Genomic DNA, 18,034 nt, shown 5'->3' on the forward strand with positions numbered 1-18,034 from the left:
ACGACGAGTACCGACAACTTCTCACGCGTCTTGGCGGTGTGCGAGGACCTTGCGGACGACAAGACCCACGACCAGTGCCCAGAAGGCCGCACCGATGCCGAGGAACCCGACACCGGATGCGGCGATCAGGAAGGTGACGATGCCCGCCTCGCGGTGCTGTTCGGATTTCAAAGCGCCGGCGAGGGCGGCCGCGAGAGTCGCCAGCAGGGCAAGGCCCGCAACGGTTTCCAGCGTGCCCTTGGGCGCGGTCGCGATCAGCGTGACCAGCGCCGCCGAGCCCAAGGCCAGAACTAGATAGGAGGCACCCGTGGTGAAGGCCGCGATCCAGCGGCGCTTCGGATCCGGATGCGCGGCGGGGGCGGCCGAGAGCGCGGCACTGATCGCGGCCAGATTGATGGCATGCCCACCTGCCGGTGCGCCCAGCACGGTACCGATACCGGTGACGGACATCGAAGCACGCCAAGGGATTTGGTAATCGAAGGACTTCATCACGGCCGTGCCCGGAATGTTCTGCGATGCCATGGTGACGATGTAGAGCGGAATGGCGATTCCGATCATGGCCTGCCAACTCCAATGCGGCACTGTCAGTTCGAGCGACGGTCGCATCGCCGCGAAGTCGAGTTGCTTGTGCTGCACGGCGATACTGATCCCCGCCCCGACCGCCGCGGTCACGAAGGCCGCGATCACCGCCCAGCGTTTGGCGAATCGCTGCAGCACCAGCCACACCACGACCACCGGCACGACCACCGCCGGACTGGCCTGCACGGCCTTCACCGGCGCCAGACACAGCGGCAGCAGCACACCGGCGAGCATGGCCTGCGCGATCTCCACCGGAATCGTGGCAACGAGATTGCCGAGCCGCCGCCACAGTCCGGTAATCACGATCAGCCCACCGGTAATCGCGAACGCCCCGACTGCCGCCGCCCAGCCACCGACGACCGCACCGGTGCTGGCGAGCAGTGCCGCACCGGGTGTCGACCAGGCCAGTGTGATCGGCAATCGATACCGATAACTCAGCAGCATCATCCCGATGGCCTGGGTGAGGCACAGCGCGAGCAGTCCCGACGCCGCCTGTGCCGAGGTGGCCCCGACTGCCGTCAAACCGCTCAGCACCACCGCGAATGAGCTGGTGAAGCCGACCAGCGCGGTGACAACCCCGGCCCCGACCGGCTGCGCGAGCCGCGCCTGAGGGGGAACCGGTGTCGGGGTATCGGCGAGCGACGAGGAAAGCCTGGACATTTCTGGAATCTTCCCCGGTCATCAGTCCAGTTGTCACAGCCAGTCGCTGGAAACTGGACTGAATTGCGCGGAATCCGGCTAGGGTGAAACGCCGAACCCGCGTCCACTTCGAACGCGGACGCGCCATAAGTACACGGGTAACCGGGTACGCCCAAAATTGATGTGGCACATGACGTAGGACCTATACCCAGGCATAGTGGCTCTTACCAGTGCGGCCTGGATATTCGGAGAGGCGGAACAGAGCTTTGTTGAGCGCGGTACTGATCTCGGCGGAGGAACTTCGGGAAGTATTGGCGGACAAGCCAGTTCGTCTACTGGATGTGCGGTGGGCACTCGGTGATCCGGACGGCCCGCAGCACTACCTGGACGGACATATTCCGGGCGCGGTCTTCGTGGATCTGGAAACCGAACTGGCCGCACCACCATCCCCCGCGCGCGGGCGGCACCCACTGCCCGATCCCGCACAGCTCGAAAAATGCGCGCGCAGCTGGGGTCTGCGGACCGGCGAACCGGTGGTCGTCTATGACGCGACGGGCGGGATGGCGGCGGCACGGGCCTGGTGGCTGCTGCGCTGGGCCGGGATCGCGGACGTGCGGATTCTCGACGGCGGCTTGCCCGCATGGACCAGTTCGGGCGGTGCGATCGCCTGCGGGGCGGAGGCCGATCCCGAATTCGGCGATGTCGAACTGAATCCCGGTCAGCTGCCGGTGATCGATGCCGATGCAGTGGCGAAATGGTCCGGCGTCCTGCTCGACGCACGCGCGGGTGAGCGCTACCGCGGCGAGGTGGAGCCGGTCGATCCGCAGGCGGGCCACATTCCGGGCGCGATCAGCGCACCGACCGCGGAGAACCTCGACGCCGACGGCCGGTTCCGCAGTGTGGACGCTTTGCGAGACCGCTTCGCCGCATTCGCGTCCGGGCCGGTCGCGGTTTATTGCGGATCGGGTGTGACCGCGGCTCACCAGGTCGCCGCACTCGCCGCCGCGGGCATCGAAGCGGCCCTGTATCCCGGCTCGTGGTCGCAATGGTCGAACGACCCGAAACGCCCGGTCGCCACCGGGGCATAGGCGACGCTACGGGCAGGAACGGGCGATGTCGTTCAGCACGGCATTGTCAGCGGCGGTCACCGGTAGGTCGTACCGGACCGCGACCGTCAGGTATTTGCCCGCATAGGAGCAATGGTTCGTGCGCGCGGGCGGCAGCCATTCGGACGGTGTGCTGTCGCCTTTGGCCTGGTTGGCGCTCGTTTCGGTGGCCAGCAGATTCACATCGATATCGTTGGCGAACCGCACCCGCCGCTCGGCCGGCCAAGACGCCGCACCCATATCCCAGGCCGCGGCCAACGGATAGACATGGTCGATCTGGATATCGCCCGCATCGGCCTTGCTGAAGGTGATCCGTCCGCCGGTGTACGGGTCGTCGAGCGTACCCGCGGTGACCACGCAGTTGTGGGTGCCCGGCCGGAAGCTCACCTCGGTCAGCTGTGCGCTCAGCACATTGTTGCGGGTATCGCAGCCGTCGTGCCCGCCGGGGCCGTCGTAGTTGTCGGACCACAATGGTCCGAATACGCACCGCTGCCCCTCCTTACAACCGCGCTCATAGCCGCCGGGATGACCCCGCGCCGCAACGACCCGCACCGAGGCGAGCAAACGTTCGAGCTGAACCCGAGTAGGGCTGAGCTCCCCCACCCCGCCGGGTGCGACCGGTTCACCGCCCACCTCGGCGCACCCGGGCAGCGCGAACAGCGCCGCCGCGATCAGAGCAGGCAGCCATAGTCGGATGTCGGCACGCACGGTGCCAGATGTACCCGTATGCACCGACATTCGTAGAACCCAGCCGGAGCGCCTCAGAGCCGATCAGGACTCAGAGCCAGGCGCGAGCCAGCAGATCATCATTGGCGACTTCACTGGCCCGGGGTGGGAACCTGGTGGCCACGATGGACTCGGTGTGCGCGCCGTCGTGTCCGATCAGCCACGACCCACCGCGCTCCTCGCACTCGGCGATTTTCGCGAAGGTGGTGAGCAGGAACGTGACGGCGTCACGTGGGTCCAGGGTTCGGGCCAGGCGCTGTGATTCACCTGGACGCGACAGGTCCAGCCAGACGCCGGACTGCCCGTCCAGTCGCATGCCGACGATCTTGTCGGCATTGACAAACGTGAATTTGCGCCGTTCCCACGGCGTGGTCGGCGTGAAGCTCTGCTCGAGTACCTGGAGCAGAATCGTCATGCTTTGCCCTCCGCTTCCGTTGACGCCCAACTACGGTGCTCATGCGATGACCAGCGGATATACCAGTATGTTCCGAAAATGGCGCCAAGGGGTAGTAACGGCTCCATCTCGGCGAGTTCAGGGATTTTTCTGGCGACCCGATGAGTTCGGTGACCGGGCCGCGTCTATATCTGCAAACCCGAAACGATCAGGGAGGACCACATGAGCGAGCGCAGAATCAATACAGCGCCTCGGGCGATCATGACTGAACCGAACAACAGCGAGGCGCAGTCATGAACGCCCTCCCGCCCGTCGTCGATGCCGACACCTGGCAGCACCAACTCGATGAGCTGCGCGTCCGGGAGAAGGCAGCGACCCGAGAACTCGATGCCATCGCCGCCCAGCGGCGCCGCCTACCGATGGTCGAAATGCCTGAATACACCCTAGTGGGCGAGCAGGGACCGGTCCGGCTGGCGGAGATCTTCGACGGTAAGCCACAGCTGATCGTCTACAACCACATGTGGTTCCCGGGCGAGAAGTGGCAGTGCGGTGGTTGCACCGGGTTCACCTCACAGTTCACTCGGTTGGAGTTCCTGGACAATTACGATGCCCGGTTCGTCATCGTCACCCAGGGCCCGATCGACGAGGCGCTCGAATACAAGCGGCGGGTCGGGAACAAAATGGCCTGGTATTCCACGGCGAATAGCTCGTTCGGCAGCGACGTCGGCGCACCGCCCGGCGGCGGATTCGCGGTCAATGTATTCCTGCGCGACGGCGACAAGGTCTATCGCACCTGGCACACCAATGGCCGTGGCACCGAGCAGCTCAGTCACAGCTTCGCGCTGATCGACGTGTTGCCCTACGGACGGCAGGAGCAGTGGCAGGACTCGCCCCAGGGGTGGCCACAGTCGCCGACCTACAGCCGATGGAGCAGCTCCGAAGACATCGCCGCCCACTACGGCGACCCGGGGGCGTGATTACATCCGGCTCAATAGCGTGAGCGGATCCTCGAGCAATCCGGCGACAGTCGCCAGGAAGCGCGATGCCAATTCACCGTCGATCATCCGGTGATCGAAGCTGATGCCGATGGTGGTGACCCAGCGGATGGCGAGTTCGTCGCGAAATACCCATGGGCGCTTGCGAATCGAGCCCAGGCACAGGATCGCGGCCTCGCCCGGATTGACCAGCGGAACACCGGCATCGACACCGAAGACGCCGACATTGGTGATGGTGAAGGTGCCACCGCGCAGGTCGGTCGGGGTGGCACCGCCCGAACGCGCCGTTTCGGCGAGCCAGCTGATTTCCCGGCACAGGTCGCGCAGGCTCAATGCCTGAGCTTCCTTGAGATTGGGCACCAGCAGGCCGCGCTCGGTAGCGACCGCGATGCCGAGATTCACATAGTGCTTCGTGACGATCTCCTGATTCGCCTCGTCCCACAATGCGTTGATGCCGGGATACTCCGCTAGCGCGGCTAGTGCGGATTTGGCGACCAGGGCCAGCGGTGTCAGCGTCAGCCCCTCGAAGGATTTGGTGGTGCGCAGGTGATCGAGCAGTTCCATCGATGCGGTGAAGTCGATGGTGACGAAGGTGCTGGCCTGCGGGATGGTGCGCGCGCTCGCGACCATAGCGGCCGCGGTGCGTTTGCGGATACCACTGATCGGCGTGCGTTCCTCGCGGGATGCGGGGCGGGGGACGCCCGCATTCGGATCGGTGACCGATGGCGTCAGTGATGTGGTCGGGCCATCGGTGTGGGTCGGCACGGAGCGCGGTTGCGATACCGGGACCGCACCGCGCACATCCTCGACCGTCACCGCACCGTCGGGGCCCGAACCCGCGACGTACCAGAGGTCGATGCCGAGTTCCTTGGCCAGTTTGCGCGCCCCAGGGGTCGCCGCGGCCCGACTCATTCCCGACTCGACAGTCATCGAACTCTGCGGAGTCGGTTCCGTTGGCCTGCTACGCCGCCGGGAAACCGTCTCGCCTTCGGGCCCGTATCCGACCAGCACCGCAGTCCGACCGTTCGCACCCTCCGGTGCGACCGCCAGATCATTGCGCACCCGGATCAGCGGCGCCCCCACCGCGACCGTCTCGCCGGGCTGAGCGAGCAATTCGATCACCGTGCCCGAGAACGGCGACGGCAGCGATACCACTGCCTTGGCCGTCTCCACATCGGCGATCGTCTGATTCAGCTGCACGGTGTCGCCAACACCCACCGACCACGACACCAACTCCGCATCGGCCAGTCCCTCGCCGAGATCGGGTAGCCGGAATTCCAGGATATTGCCCTGATCTTCCTCGGGGGCACGATCTTCCACTAGGGCACCTCTCAGTGAGTCAGGCGGCGAGTGAGCGATCGACCGCCGCGAGGATGCGGTCCGGATCGGGCAGGTGGTGCTTTTCGAGCTTAGCCGGGGGGTATGGGATATCGAAGCCACCGACGCGCAGCACCGGCGCCTCCAGGTAGTAGAAACAGCGTTCGGTGATCCGCGCGGCGATCTCGGCGCCGAGGCCGCCGAAAACCGGCGCTTCGTGCGTCACGATCAGCCTGCCGGTCTTGGCCACCGAGGCCTCGATGGTGTCGAAATCGATCGGCGACAAACTGCGCAGATCGATCACCTCGAGCGAATGCCCTTCCTCGGCGGAAATTTTCGCGGCGGTGATGGCCGACGCCACGGTGCCGCCGTAGGCGACAACGGTGGCATCGGTACCGCTGACGCAGACGCGGGCACGGTCCAGGGGCATCGCCTCGGCGTCGAAATCGACCTCGGCCTTATCCCAGTAGCGCCGCTTGGGTTCGAAGAAGATCACCGGATCATCGAGCGCGATCGCCTGACGGATCATGAAATACGCGTCAGCGGGATTGCTCGGCGTCACGACGCGCAGTCCCGCGGTATGGGCGAAATACGCCTCCGGTGATTCCGAGTGGTGCTCCACCGAACCGATTCCGCCGCCGAACGGAATGCGAATCGTAATGGGCGCGATCACCTTTCCCTGCGTCCGGTAGTGGATCTTGGCGACATGCGAGACGATCTGGTCGAAGGCCGGATAGACGAAGCCGTCGAATTGAATCTCGCAGACCGGCCGATAACCGCGCAGCGCCATGCCGAATGCCGTTCCGACAATGCCGGATTCGGCCAACGGAGTATCGATGACGCGGTTGTTTCCGAAATCCTTTTGCAGGGTATCGGTTACCCGGAATACGCCGCCCAGGCGACCGATATCCTCGCCCATCAGTACGACTTTCGGATCGTCGTCCATGGCCCGCCGCAGCCCGGCATTGAGCGCTGCGGCGAAGGTCGTGATCATCTGGGGACTCCTTCCCGTCGCGCGGTGGTCTCGCCGGGGTCGCCGGCCAGATACTCCGCGTATTCGCTCCGCTCCTGGGTGATCAGCGGATGCGGGGTGGCATAGACGTGATCGAACAGTTGTGTCGGTGCCGGATCCGGCATGTCGATGGTCGCGCTGCGCACCTGTTGCGCGACTTCGGCGGCGCGCGCATCGACGTGACGCTCGAATGCGGTGTCCCACAGTGACTCTCGTTCCAGCAGTTTGCGTAGCCGTGCGATCGGATCGCGGCGCGCCCACTCCTCGGTCTCGGCGGCGGAGCGGTAGCGCGTCGGATCGTCGGCGGTGGTATGTGGGCCCATCCGATAGGTGAGCGCCTCGATGAACGACGGTCCGCCGCCGGTGCGGGCGCGGGCGGTGGCCTGCCTGGTGACCGCGAGGACGGCGAGCACATCGTTGCCGTCGACCTGAAGTCCGGGAATTCCGTATCCGTAGCCGCGCCGCGCGATCGGGGTCGCACTCTGGATCCGGACGGGGGAACTGATCGCCCAGTGGTTGTTCTGGCAGAAGAATACGACCGGCGCGCCCCAGGTCGCGGCAAAGCCCAATGCCTCGGCGAGATCGCCCTGACTCGAGGCGCCGTCACCGAAGTAGGCGATGGTCGCGATCTCCGCGCCGTCGAGGTGGGCGGCGTAGGCGTAACCGGTCGCGTGCAGACCTTGCGAGCCGACGATGATATTCGGGTTGGTCATATTGACCGCGTCGGGATCCCAGCAGGAGTGCGCGACACCGCGCCACATCCGAGTGAGTTCGGTGGGATGGACGCCTCGGCAGTAGGCGACGGCGTGCTCGCGGTAGCTGCAGAAGACGTAGTCGTCGGGGCGCAGTGCGTAGGCCGAGCCGACTTGGGCGGCCTCCTGCCCGATCATCGGCGCCCACAGTCCGAGCTGGCCCTGGCGTTGCAGAGCGGTTGCCTCGGTGTCGATCCGGCGGGTCACGACCAGGTCGGTGTACATCGCGCGCAGCTGCGTGGGCCCGATGTCGGCGACCAGAGCGGCGTGTTCTCGGTCGAATACACGGCGGCCGTCGGGTTGCACCAACTGAACCGGATATTCGGTTCTATTCGTCATTCGGGATCGCCTCCTGACCACGAGCGCAGGGCTTGTGTGCCCTATATCACATAGCATCCACTAGTATGCGAAGTGCGCAAGTGATCGACACGCGAGTAAGCAGAATGCCCAAATATGACCGGCGAACTGATGTCATACTGCGTTGCATGACCAGCAGAGAACCCGCCGACGCGACCCTGGACGCCACCGACGCGCGGCTATTGCTCGAGCTGGTCGCCAACCCACGCGCGACCGGCGTCGAGCTGGCGACCCGGCTCGGGTTGTCCCGCAACACTGTGCAGGCGCGGTTGTCGCGCTGGGAGGCAAGCGGTGTGCTCGCCGGCTTCGAACGTCGGGTGCAACCGCAGGCGCTGGGCTACCCGCTGGCGGCTTTTGTCGCCGTCGTCGTCGATCAGCATCGATTGGATTCGGTGGTCGCCGAACTCGCCCGGGTGCCGGAGGTGACCGAAGTGTGCGGCATGACCGGGCTGACCGATCTCACCGTGCGGGTGGTGGCGCAAGACGCGGACGATCTGTACCGGATCGCCGGGCAGATATTGAAGATTCCCGGTGTGGAACGCACCAATATGGCATTGGTGATGCAGCAATTCGTCGGGCCGCGCACGGCTCCGCTGCTGGATCGACTGGCCAGGTCCGCCGACCGCTCGTCACGGCCGTGAACTGGCGGAGTGGTCGGCGAGTTCCCCACCACGGCGAAGGACTTACAGCAGGTTGAGGAATTCGGTGGCTGTCATTCCGGCCTGCCGGAGGATCGCGGCGAGCGTGCCGCGCTTGACCGTGCCATGCAGCGGCACGACCGCGGTCCTGCCATCTTCGCGCCGATAGACAGCATGACTACCTGCCGTACGGACGTGTTCGAACCCGACCGATTCCGAGACGCGCAATCCTTCCGCACCGGAAGGTCCGACAGCGCCGGGCTCACGCCGCCGTGCCGGAAATCCGGAACGAAGTCACTAATGGAGTCGCAGTTAGTTGGGGCTCGGGCGCCTCGGCCAGATAGAGGGCGACCGCTTCGCGGAGATTGGTCAGAGCCTCCTCGATCGTCTGTCCCTGACTGGCTACATCGACCTCGAGGCACTGCGCGACGTACCAGTCTTCTTCCTGGTGCACCGCAGCCGTCAATACTCGCTGATCAGCCATGGAGACAGGGTCCCACAATGTCTTCGGCCCGCGGCCGGTTCGATCGGCGACCAGCGTGGGGCCGTTCGGAGCCGTTGCCGACGAGACTAATATGCTTTCGTCAGCGCAAGTGTCGCTCGCGTTCCTCGATCGCGTCTTTGGCCTCCCGCAGGCCGCGGCCCGTCAGCGTGCGATAGAGCTTGATGGCGTGGATTTTCTTGCCCTGCCGTATGAGTTCGTCGATTTCGTCATAGGGCATCGCCGGGTCCTGGCTGGGGAGACCGAGGTGCTTGATGATCATGTCGAGCTTTCGTTCGAGCTGATCGATCCGGCGCTCGAGCCTGTTGTTGTCGAACATCTTTCGAACTTACCGACGCTATCCGGTTGGACTACGCAGGGCATCCGTGACAAGCCGCAGCAGGCGGTCCGGTTGCTCCGGATCGGTGCCGTGCCGTGCCGCAAGGGCTATGCCCGCGACCAGTTGGATCACATCGTCGATGCCCACCTCCGCGCGGATGCCGCCATCCTGTTGCGCCCTGGTGAGCAGAGTGGCACCCGCCTGGCGAATGGCCAGCTGACAATCGAAACCCAGGTCGATCGGTCCAGCCAGGACGGCGCCGCCCAAGCCGTGGTCGGTACGGGCGTGCACGAGTAGGGCGCACAGCCACTCGATGAGTGCCGTGCTCGGCTCCCCCGCCCGCAGCTCTTCGGCTCGAGCGCAGAGCGTTTCGATCCGCTCGCTCAGCACGGCGGCCTGCAGTGCTTGTCGGTTGGGGAAGTGCCGGTAGAGGGTGCCCGCGCCGACGCCCGCGCGGCGGGCGATCTCATTGAGTGAGGCCTCCGGCCCCTCCTCGGCGAAGGCAGCTGTCGCCGCCTCGAGTACGCGTTCATAGTTCCGCTGAGCATCGACCCGCATGCACATCCCTTGTTAACCGGAGAAGTTCTCCGCTATCGTACCGCCAAGGAATCGGAGAACCTCTCCGGTTCAGTGTTGGGAGCGCGATGATGGTGAAGCACGAACTCGGCGGCGTCGGCATCTGGACCTTCGCATTCGACGGACAACCGGTCGAGCGGGTGCGCGAGGCCGCCGCCGACCTCGAGGAATTGGGTTACGGCGCATTATGGTTCGGCGAAGGATTCGGTCGCGACACGGTCGGGCAGGCGTGGCTACTGCTCGAGGCGACCGAGCGGCTGGTGGTCGCCGCGGGCATTGCCAATGCGGCACTGCGTGATCCGATGGCGATGGCCACCGCCGAGCGCGCGCTCGGCGAGGCGTTCCCGGGTCGCTATCTGCTCGGACTCGGCGGTCATCGGGTCGGGGGTCGGCCCGTCGAGGCCGGGGGCTACACGATTCCGTCCGGCGGCAAGCCGCTGGCGCTGATGCGCGGCTATCTCGATGCGATGGATGCTGTTCCGCAGTACGGGCCGCAGCCGGACCCGGCGCCACGTCGGGTACTCGCCGCACTCGGACCCAAAATGTTGGCATTGGCCGCCGAGCGGACCTGGGGTGCGCATCCCTATCACACGCCGGTCGAGCACACCGCCGAGGCACGGCGGATCATGGGGCCGGAGGCATTTCTCGGTGTCGAGCAGGTCGTCGTCCTCGATGCCGATCGGGCGCGCGCCCGCGAGGTGGCCATGGCGCATATCGGGGGCTATCTCGAATCCGCACCGCATCAGGTGGCCAATGTGCGTCGCTTCGGTTTCAATGACGAAGATATCGCGGGTGGTCCGAGTTCACGGCTGGTGGATTCGGTGGTGGCATACGGGGATATCGAGATGATCGGCGAGCGCGTTCGGCAGCATTTGGATGCCGGGGCCGATCACGTGTGTCTTCAGGTACTCACCGCTGATCCGACTGCGCTGCCGCTGCCGCAATGGCGTGAGCTTGCCGCGCTCGCCCGGGATTCGTCATTCGCGCCTGCCGCTATCCGGTGACCTTTTGTGGGGCAACCGCACCCGCGTATCGACAGCAGAGCAGGACGGCGATGAGGGGGACGAACAGTGCGGTGGTGAGTGGGACCAGCGCGGTCAGCCAGCCGATGATCGAGGGACCGGCGAGCAGGCCGAGGTAACCGAGGCTGAACACCCGCGACATATCGGTAGCCGCCGTGGCCGAGCCGAGATTGCCTGCGGCGGTGAAGATTTGCGGTATGCCGCCGGAGAGGCCGAGACCGCACATCGCCCAGCCGAGCAGCGTCAGTGGCACCCAACCCGAAGCCATGATCAGGACCAATCCGAATGCGGCGATCAAGGTGCCGTAGCGGACGACGGCGACGCGGCCGAAGGCGCCCGCAACACGGTCGGCCGCGAGTCGGCCCGCGGTCATGGTGCAGGAGAATGCGCCGAATGCCAGTGCGGCGGTGGCATCGTCGACATCGAGATGGTCGCGAATCTGCAGGGCACTCCAGTCCGCGGCGACACCCTCGGTGAGCAGCAGTGCGAAGGCGATTGCGGCCAGCGCCAAGACTTTTCGGGAGCGATTCGGTGTGGTCGCCGACCGCGCTGTCGCGGCATCGTACGATGCGATTGCGTCAACGCGCGGGTTCTGTGGAAGGTTGTCCGCGCTTTCCGGAATGCGGTCGTGCGGTCCGTTCTCGCGGGATATGTCCGAATTCGCTTCTCGCGCCGAAGCTCCGGTGTCCGGTAGCAGACGAGGCACCAGAACGGCGGTAATCGCCAACCCTGCCACAGCGGCAAGCGACAAGCTGAGGCGCACATCCCATCCAGCGCCCTGAGCGGCCGCACCCAGTAGCGAGCCGAGGAATCCGCCACCGGAGAACAATGCGTGGAACGCCGACATGATCGGTCGCTCATAAGCCCGCTCGACATGCACCGCTTGGGTATTCATCGAAACATCGAGCGCGCCATTGCCGAAACCGAAGCAGGCCAATGCGATCGCCAAGCTGACCGGGCCGGTCGCGAGTCCGGGGCCGAGCACAGATATCGATGTGATCGCCGCGGCTGCCGCGACCACGGTCCGGCTGCCGAGTCGGTCGGCGAGCGGGCCCGCGATGCGCATGCCGACAATGCCAGCACCGGCCAGCACGAGGATGAACATGCCGAGCGTGGAATGCGCGATACCGGTGCGGTCGGTAATGGCCGGGATGTGCACCACCCACATGGCCAGCAGGAAACCGTTCAACGCGAACACCACGAATACCGCGGCGCGTGCTATCCGGGTCTGCGGATCGGTCGTCGTGGTCGCCACCAATTCGACGGTACCGCGTCGAGGACGACCGCGTGGCCGCGCGGGGAGCCGGTCCTGGACATCATCGGCCGATGGTCCGGCTCCGCGGATCTCGCCGTTGAGATCGGCGTCCGCGCGGTGGTCCTACGTCTTAACAACGACCTACTCGGTCGAGATGTTCCAAATTCCGGTGGCGGCCGTCTCGTCGGCGTAATCGCGGAAATCTTTCGGTTCCCGGCCCAGAGCACGCTGGACCCCGTCCGCGGTCTTGGCGTTCCTCCCGTCCAGAACGGTGCCGAACAAGTAGTCGAGCAGGCTGACGACGTCCGCGGGAACCTGGTACTCGGTCAGTGCCGCAACGAAATCCGTGCGGGAGATCGGAATGAACGCGACGTCGCGTCCGGTCGCCGAGGCGATTTCCGCGACGGCCTCGGCGAAGGTCAACGGCCTCGGCCCGGTCAGTTCGTAGAGTTCGCCACTGTGCCCGTCCTCGGTCAACGCGGCGACCGCGACATCGGCGATATCGTCGGCGTGCACGAACGGTTCCGGCACATCGCCGTTGGGCAGCGCCACCTCGCCCGCGAGCACATACTCCAGGAATGCGCCTTCGCTGAAGTTCTGGGCGAAGAAGCTGCAGCGCACGATGGTCCAATCCAGACCCGAGCCCTGCACGATCTGCTCACACGCCACGGCCTCCGGTTCGCCGCGACCGGACAGCAGCACAAGTTTGCGCACACCGTTGGCCTTGGCCGCATTGGTAAACGCTCGGATGGTCTCGGGGGCACCCGGCACCGCCAGATCCGGCTGGAAAGCGATGTACACCGCGTCAACGCCGAACAGCGCCGGCGTCCAGGTGCTGCGGTCGGCCCAATCGAAGGGAATCTCGGCCGCGCGGGAACCGATCCGGACCGGATGACCGGCCTGCCGGAGCCGAGTCGCGACACGGCTGCCGGTCTTGCCCGTACCGCCGGTGACGAGGACGAGGCGCTGGTGCGAGGTGCTATTTGTCATGCTTCCAGTACATCGGCGCGGCCCACGACGAAACATAGTTCAGCGACTCGCGATCATGCGTCAGCGTCTACTGTTGTGAGGTGGATGCGCTCGCCAGTCTGCTCGAAGGTCCACGCGCCCGAGGTGCGTTCGTCATGTGCTCACTGCTCGATCCGCCGTGGTCGCTGCGCATTCAGGACCGGGCGCCGTTGACGGTGGTATCGATGATCCGCGGCGCGGCCTGGATCATGACCGATGCGGCGGGCAGTAAGCCGCGGCAAGTGAACGCGGGCGATATCGCGATCTTCCGCGGACCCGATCCGTATACGATCGCCGACGATCCGGCCACCGCACCGCAGATCTTCATCGATCCGGGCAATGTCACCAAGACTGCCGACGGTGAAATCCTTTGCGAGACATTGAGTCTCGGCGTGCGTCAGTGGGGAACCGATGCGAACGGCGCCACTCTGATGGTGACCGGTACCTACGAGTCAGCGGGCGCGGCGAGTCAGCGGCTGTTGCGTGCCCTGCCGCCGGTGATCGTGTTGCAGCGCGGCGATTTCGACACCCGACTGCTCGACATCCTGGTCGACGAGGCTACCAAGGACGAGCCCGCCCAGGGTGTGGTCCTGGACCGGCTGCTCGATATGGTGCTGATCGCTGCCCTGCGCGCCTGGTTCGCCCGCAATGACGCGCCCGCCTGGTACCACGCCTACAGCGATCCGCTGGTCGGCAAGGCGCTGCGGCTGTTGCAGCACAATCCGGCGCACGGCTGGACGGTCGCCAGTCTGGCGGAGGCGGTCGGGGTTTCGCGGGCCGCGCTGGCCCGCCGGTTCACCGATCTGGTCGGTGAGCCGCCGATGGCGTTCCTCACCGAATGGCGTCTCGCGCTGGCCGCCGATCTGCTGCAGGAATCCGATGCCACCATCGAATCCATTGCCCGCCAGGTCGGCTATGGCAGCGCGTTCGCACTGAGCACGGCGTTCAAACGCCACTTCGGTGTGAGTCCGCGCGACCACCGGCAGGGCAGCGCCCCGGCTGAGCTATCGTCGGCCGGGTGACGCAGCAGTATCCAGTCCTCTGGCCGATGCCGACCCGGTGGGCCGATAACGACCACTACGGCCACGTGAACAACGTGACGTACTACTCGTACTTCGACACCGCGGTCAATGCCTGGCTCATGCACGCCACCGGCACGGATATCCGCGACCTGCCCGCCCTCGGCGTGGTCGCCCAAACCTCCTGCCAGTACCACGGCTCCCTGAGCTTCCCCGACCAACTCCAGGTAGGCCTGCGCATCTCCCGCCTCGGCCGCTCCAGCATCACCTACGACCTGGCCATCTTCCGCGAATCCGGCGACGCCCTGGAACTGGCCGCCACCGGCACCTTCGTCCACGTGTACGTGGACAATGAAACCCGCAAACCGGTAGAGATCCCGGAAGTAATCCGCACCGCTGCCAGTGCTTTGGTCACTGACTGAACGCGACGGATGTTCTCAACGCAGAAGATATTGTGGGACAACTGTTTCCACTGCAAATCAGCTCGAATAGGGAAGCCCGCCTACGCTTCGCAGCTAGACGGGCTTTCCTGGTGGGGCGTAGCAGCTCGAGCACACCCCCTAACTGGTCTACGAGCGATCGAACTCGCCATCGTTCACACCAGCGGTAAAGGCTGCCCACTCGCCTGGCGTAAACACCAGCGCCAGCCCCTGGGCGTCCTTGGAGTCACGAACACCGACGATAGCTGCCCGCGCAAGAATCCACTCGGAACGGGAACCGTCGAACATCAAGGGCGCGAGCACGAACGCTCAGAATGCGAACTACAAGGCCGACACTCGAGCCAGGAGACACAAAAAGCCCTCGGCAGGTGCCGAGGGCTTTCGTGCTTACGTACTTACAGTGCCTTGAGTTCTTCGGTGACCGCACCGACCGACTTCTTGGCATCGCCGAAGAGCATGCTGGTGTGGTCGGCGTAGAACAGCGGGTTATCGATTCCGGCGAAACCACTGTTCATGGATCGCTTGAGCACGATCACGCTCTTGGCCTGGTCCACGTTCAAGACGGGCATGCCGTAGATCGGGGACGAGGAGTCCTCGCGGGCGGCGGGGTTGGTGACGTCGTTGGCGCCGATCACCAAAGCCACATCGGTGCGGGAGAATTCACCGTTGATGTCGTCCATTTCCTTGAGTGCGTCATAGGAGACTTCGGCTTCGGCCAACAGCACGTTCATGTGGCCGGGCATGCGACCGGCGACGGGGTGGATGGCGTATTTGACCTCGACACCCTTGGCTTCCAGCAAGGAGGCCATTTCCTTGACCGCGTGCTGGGCCTGGGCCACGGCCATACCGTAGCCGGGGACCACGATGACCTGGTTGGCGTACGCCATCTGGATCGCGGCATCCGCGGCCGAGGTGGCCTTGGCCTGCTTCTGCTCACCACCCGAGGCACCGGGAGCGGTTCCGCCGCCGCCGAAGCCACCGGCGACGATGGCGGGGATGGAGCGGTTCATGGCCTTGGCCATCAGGTTGGTCAGGATGGTTCCGGACGCGCCGACGATCATGCCCGCCACGATCATCGCGGTGTTGTTCAGCGCCAAACCCGCCGCGGCGGCCGAGAGACCGGTGAGCGCGTTCAACAACGAGATGACGACCGGCATATCCGCGCCGCCGATGGGCAGCACCACCGCCAGCCCGAGGACACCGGCGAGCACGAGCACCGCGATCATCCAGTACTGCGGCACACCATCATTCGTGGCGCCGATACCGATCACCACGGCGGCGGCGATCGCACCCAACAGCAGCAACAGATTCAACGGCTGCTGCAACTTCCCCAGACCGATCGGACGTCCGGGCAGGATTTCCTGCAGTTTGCCGAACGCGATCAGCGATCCCCAGAACGACACCGAACCGATGATCGCCGCGAACAGCGAGCCGATCACGATGTGCACGGTGGGTTCTTCATCGAAATGCGAAAAACCCTGGGAATTGATGAATTCCGACCACGCGATCAACGCCACCGTGCCACCACCGACACCATTGAACGCGGCCACCAACTGCGGCATCGCGGTCATCTTCGTGAACTTGGCAGGCGGCACACCCAGCGCCACACCGACCACGAGCCCGGCGACGATCAGGATCCAGTTCGAGGTGTGGCGAATCGAAATCATTGTCGCCACAACGGCGATCACCATGCCCGCCGCGGCGATCAGGTTGCCGCGCACCGCGGTCTTCGGGCCGGTCAACCCCATCAGACCGTAGATGAACATGCCGAAGGCGATGATGTAGAGCCCGTTGACCAGATAGGTCACATTGTCGAAGGTATGCATCACGCTGCTCCCTCTGAACGCTCCGCTGCGGCAGCCTTCACCGCTGCGGGCTTCTTACCCTTGAACATCCCCAGCATCCGGTCGGTGACCACGAAACCACCGATCACGTTCAAGGTTCCGAACACGACCGCGACGAAAAGAATGATCTGGGTCAGGATCGAGGGATCCTGAACGTTGCCGAGGGTTACCAGCGCACCCAGCACGACGATGCCGTGAATGGCGTTGGTACCCGACATGAGTGGCGTGTGCAGGGTATTGGGGACCTTGGAGATGACGGCGAACCCGACGAACCCCGACAGCACCAGGATGGCGATATTGGCTAGTAGTTCGGTGTACATCAGGCATCCACGCTTCCGCTTGTCGGTTCGCTCGGCAAGCCTCGCTCACGAGTAACACAGGAATCGGCGAGCACCTGATCACCGAAATCGGGCGACAGTTTTCCGTCGACCAACATCAGCTCCAACAGTGCCGCAATGTTCTTCGAGTACAACTCCGAGGCATGCTCGGGCATCGTCGCGGGCAGGTTCAACGGCGAGCAGATGGTCACCTCGTGCTTGACCACCGTCTCACCGGGTTCGGTCAGCTCGCAGTTACCGCCGGTCTCGCCGGCCAGATCCACGATCACACTGCCGGGCTTCATACCCTCCACCGCCGCGGCGGTCACCAACCGCGGCGCGGGACGACCCGGCACCAACGCGGTGGTGATCACCACGTCGAAGCCCTTGATCGCATCCTCCAACGCCTGCTGCTGCTTGGCCTTCTCCTCATCGGTGAGTTCGCGGGCGTAACCACCCTCACCAGCGGCATCGATACCGAGATCGAGCCACTGCGCACCCACCGAACGCACCTGGTCGGCGACCTCGGGACGCACGTCGTAGCCGGTGGTCCGTCCACCCAGACGCTTCGCCGTCGCCAAAGCCTGCAGACCCGCGACACCCACACCGAGCACCAGCACGGTCGCGGGCTTCACCGTGCCCGCGGCGGTGGTCAGCATCGGGAAGAACCGCGTCGACTCCGACGCGGCCAGCAGTACGGCCTTGTACCCCGAAACATTGGCCTGCGACGACAAGGCGTCCATCACCTGAGCTCGCGAAATACGCGGAATCGCCTCCACGGCGAAGGCCTGTACCCCGGCCGCCTTCAGCGCCGGAATCTGGTTCTCGGCATTGCGCGGGGCGAGAAAGCCGATCAGGGTCTGCCCGCTGGCCAGCTTGGCCACCTCGGCGTCACTGGGCGGCGCGACCTTCACGACCACATCGGCCGACCACGGATCACCGATGGTCGCGCCCGCGTCCACATATGCCGCGTCCGGAATGAGCGCGCCGAGCCCGGCGCCCGCTTCTACCACCACCTCGACGCCCTGCTTCAGCAGGCTCGGGATGATCTTGGGCACGAGTGCGACGCGTCGCTCGCCCGCGTTCGATTCGCGAACGACTCCGACACGCGCTCCGCGCGGCGACTGGTCGCCTACGCTCTGCGTTGTCTCCACTTGTCAGACTTCCTTCTCTGGCTCAGCTTCAAGCAACCGGTCACGGCAGGACGATGTTACTTG

Annotated in this window: 22 protein-coding genes; 6 read left to right on the forward strand and 16 right to left on the reverse strand. The window is 65.1% G+C overall.

The window, feature by feature from the left end; genetic code table 11:
* Positions 1-21: 21 nt before the first annotated feature.
* On the reverse strand, positions 22-1,239 hold the full coding sequence (locus tag AB0J47_RS32965; RefSeq protein WP_364355131.1) for a benzoate/H(+) symporter BenE family transporter: 1,218 nt from the start codon (positions 1,237-1,239) through the stop codon (positions 22-24).
* A 260-nt stretch (positions 1,240-1,499) separates the two neighbouring features.
* Between AB0J47_RS32965 and AB0J47_RS32970 the strand changes: the two genes are divergently transcribed.
* Complete coding sequence (locus tag AB0J47_RS32970) at positions 1,500-2,306, forward strand: sulfurtransferase (protein WP_364355342.1); 807 nt, start codon at positions 1,500-1,502, stop codon at positions 2,304-2,306.
* Between the two features lie 6 nt (positions 2,307-2,312).
* On the opposite strand, the gene AB0J47_RS32975 is transcribed toward AB0J47_RS32970, so the two are convergent.
* Both AB0J47_RS32975 and AB0J47_RS32980 read right to left on the reverse strand, forming a co-directional pair.
* Positions 2,313-3,032, reverse strand: coding sequence for an HNH endonuclease family protein (locus AB0J47_RS32975; RefSeq protein ID WP_364355134.1), 720 nt, complete (start codon positions 3,030-3,032; stop codon positions 2,313-2,315).
* A gap of 70 nt (positions 3,033-3,102) precedes the next feature.
* Positions 3,103-3,465, reverse strand: a complete 363-nt coding sequence (locus tag AB0J47_RS32980) for a hypothetical protein (RefSeq protein ID WP_062982690.1) — start codon at positions 3,463-3,465, stop codon at positions 3,103-3,105.
* A gap of 272 nt (positions 3,466-3,737) precedes the next feature.
* On the opposite strand from AB0J47_RS32980, the gene AB0J47_RS32985 reads away from it, so the two are divergent.
* Positions 3,738-4,421, forward strand: coding sequence for a DUF899 family protein (locus tag AB0J47_RS32985; RefSeq protein ID WP_364355139.1), 684 nt, complete (start codon positions 3,738-3,740; stop codon positions 4,419-4,421).
* Here the strand turns inward: AB0J47_RS32985 and AB0J47_RS32990 are convergent, their stop codons facing one another.
* From AB0J47_RS32990 to pdhA, 3 genes are read right to left on the reverse strand one after another with little or no spacing between them, the layout of a single operon-like run.
* Positions 4,422-5,759, reverse strand: a complete 1,338-nt coding sequence (locus AB0J47_RS32990; protein ID WP_364355142.1) for a dihydrolipoamide acetyltransferase family protein — start codon at positions 5,757-5,759, stop codon at positions 4,422-4,424.
* 19 nt (positions 5,760-5,778) lie between these two features.
* The gene (locus tag AB0J47_RS32995) at positions 5,779-6,750 is read right to left on the reverse strand and encodes an alpha-ketoacid dehydrogenase subunit beta (RefSeq protein ID WP_364355145.1); all 972 of its coding nucleotides are present in this window, start codon (positions 6,748-6,750) and stop codon (positions 5,779-5,781) included.
* Positions 6,747-7,859 carry a pyruvate dehydrogenase (acetyl-transferring) E1 component subunit alpha gene (pdhA, locus tag AB0J47_RS33000; RefSeq protein WP_364355148.1) on the reverse strand — a complete coding sequence of 371 codons (1,113 nt, stop codon included), beginning with the start codon at positions 7,857-7,859 and terminating at the stop codon, positions 6,747-6,749. The genes AB0J47_RS32995 and pdhA overlap by 4 nt, the downstream gene beginning before the upstream one ends.
* A 146-nt stretch (positions 7,860-8,005) precedes the next feature.
* Here pdhA and AB0J47_RS33005 point away from each other — a divergent pair, with 146 nt between their 5' ends.
* Entirely contained in the window at positions 8,006-8,518 is a 513-nt protein-coding gene (locus tag AB0J47_RS33005) for an Lrp/AsnC family transcriptional regulator (protein ID WP_364355151.1), read from the forward strand.
* 42 nt (positions 8,519-8,560) lie between these two features.
* On the opposite strand, the gene AB0J47_RS33010 is transcribed toward AB0J47_RS33005, so the two are convergent.
* The 4 genes from AB0J47_RS33010 to AB0J47_RS33025 all read right to left on the reverse strand — a co-directional run bounded on the left by AB0J47_RS33010 (position 8,561) and on the right by AB0J47_RS33025 (position 9,894).
* Positions 8,561-8,743 carry a type II toxin-antitoxin system HicA family toxin gene (locus tag AB0J47_RS33010; RefSeq protein ID WP_364355154.1) on the reverse strand — a complete coding sequence of 61 codons (183 nt, stop codon included), beginning with the start codon at positions 8,741-8,743 and terminating at the stop codon, positions 8,561-8,563.
* 34 nt (positions 8,744-8,777) lie between these two features.
* Positions 8,778-8,999, reverse strand: coding sequence for a type II toxin-antitoxin system HicB family antitoxin (locus AB0J47_RS33015; protein WP_364355157.1), 222 nt, complete (start codon positions 8,997-8,999; stop codon positions 8,778-8,780).
* A 100-nt stretch (positions 9,000-9,099) separates the two neighbouring features.
* Positions 9,100-9,336: a ribosomal protein L7/L12 gene (locus tag AB0J47_RS33020; protein ID WP_364355160.1), complete on the reverse strand. Its 237-nt coding sequence runs from the start codon at positions 9,334-9,336 to the stop codon at positions 9,100-9,102.
* 18 nt (positions 9,337-9,354) lie between these two features.
* Positions 9,355-9,894, reverse strand: coding sequence for a TetR/AcrR family transcriptional regulator (locus AB0J47_RS33025; protein ID WP_364355163.1), 540 nt, complete (start codon positions 9,892-9,894; stop codon positions 9,355-9,357).
* An 86-nt stretch (positions 9,895-9,980) separates the two neighbouring features.
* Between AB0J47_RS33025 and AB0J47_RS33030 the strand changes: the two genes are divergently transcribed.
* Complete coding sequence (locus tag AB0J47_RS33030; protein WP_364355166.1) at positions 9,981-10,916, forward strand: TIGR03620 family F420-dependent LLM class oxidoreductase; 936 nt, start codon at positions 9,981-9,983, stop codon at positions 10,914-10,916.
* Here AB0J47_RS33030 and AB0J47_RS33035 read toward each other — a convergent pair.
* Positions 10,906-12,189 (reverse strand): MFS transporter, encoded by a 1,284-nt coding sequence (locus AB0J47_RS33035; RefSeq protein ID WP_364355169.1) that lies wholly within the window; start codon positions 12,187-12,189, stop codon positions 10,906-10,908. The two genes, AB0J47_RS33030 and AB0J47_RS33035, sit on opposite strands and share 11 nt — an antisense overlap.
* Before the next feature lie 141 nt (positions 12,190-12,330).
* Positions 12,331-13,179 (reverse strand): NAD(P)H-binding protein, encoded by an 849-nt coding sequence (locus AB0J47_RS33040; RefSeq protein WP_364355172.1) that lies wholly within the window; start codon positions 13,177-13,179, stop codon positions 12,331-12,333.
* An 80-nt stretch (positions 13,180-13,259) separates the two neighbouring features.
* Here AB0J47_RS33040 and AB0J47_RS33045 point away from each other — a divergent pair, with 80 nt between their 5' ends.
* Positions 13,260-14,219: an AraC family transcriptional regulator gene (locus AB0J47_RS33045; RefSeq protein ID WP_364355175.1), complete on the forward strand. Its 960-nt coding sequence runs from the start codon at positions 13,260-13,262 to the stop codon at positions 14,217-14,219.
* A 26-nt stretch (positions 14,220-14,245) separates the two neighbouring features.
* Positions 14,246-14,638 carry a thioesterase family protein gene (locus AB0J47_RS33050; RefSeq protein WP_364355345.1) on the forward strand — a complete coding sequence of 131 codons (393 nt, stop codon included), beginning with the start codon at positions 14,246-14,248 and terminating at the stop codon, positions 14,636-14,638.
* Positions 14,639-14,785: 147 nt separating this feature from the next.
* On the opposite strand, the gene AB0J47_RS33055 is transcribed toward AB0J47_RS33050, so the two are convergent.
* The 4 genes from AB0J47_RS33055 to AB0J47_RS33070 all read right to left on the reverse strand — a co-directional run bounded on the left by AB0J47_RS33055 (position 14,786) and on the right by AB0J47_RS33070 (position 17,971).
* Positions 14,786-14,944, reverse strand: coding sequence for a DUF397 domain-containing protein (locus AB0J47_RS33055; RefSeq protein ID WP_364355348.1), 159 nt, complete (start codon positions 14,942-14,944; stop codon positions 14,786-14,788).
* 107 nt (positions 14,945-15,051) lie between these two features.
* Positions 15,052-16,482: an NAD(P)(+) transhydrogenase (Re/Si-specific) subunit beta gene (locus AB0J47_RS33060; RefSeq protein ID WP_364355178.1), complete on the reverse strand. Its 1,431-nt coding sequence runs from the start codon at positions 16,480-16,482 to the stop codon at positions 15,052-15,054.
* Positions 16,482-16,820: an NAD(P) transhydrogenase subunit alpha gene (locus tag AB0J47_RS33065; protein WP_364355181.1), complete on the reverse strand. Its 339-nt coding sequence runs from the start codon at positions 16,818-16,820 to the stop codon at positions 16,482-16,484. The genes AB0J47_RS33060 and AB0J47_RS33065 overlap by 1 nt, the downstream gene beginning before the upstream one ends.
* Positions 16,820-17,971 (reverse strand): Re/Si-specific NAD(P)(+) transhydrogenase subunit alpha, encoded by a 1,152-nt coding sequence (locus AB0J47_RS33070; protein WP_364355184.1) that lies wholly within the window; start codon positions 17,969-17,971, stop codon positions 16,820-16,822. The genes AB0J47_RS33065 and AB0J47_RS33070 overlap by 1 nt, the downstream gene beginning before the upstream one ends.
* Positions 17,972-18,034: the final 63 nt, after the last annotated feature.

The sequence above is a fragment of the Nocardia sp. NPDC049737 genome (genome assembly GCF_040674755.1).
Lineage (GTDB): Bacteria > Actinomycetota > Actinomycetes > Mycobacteriales > Mycobacteriaceae > Nocardia.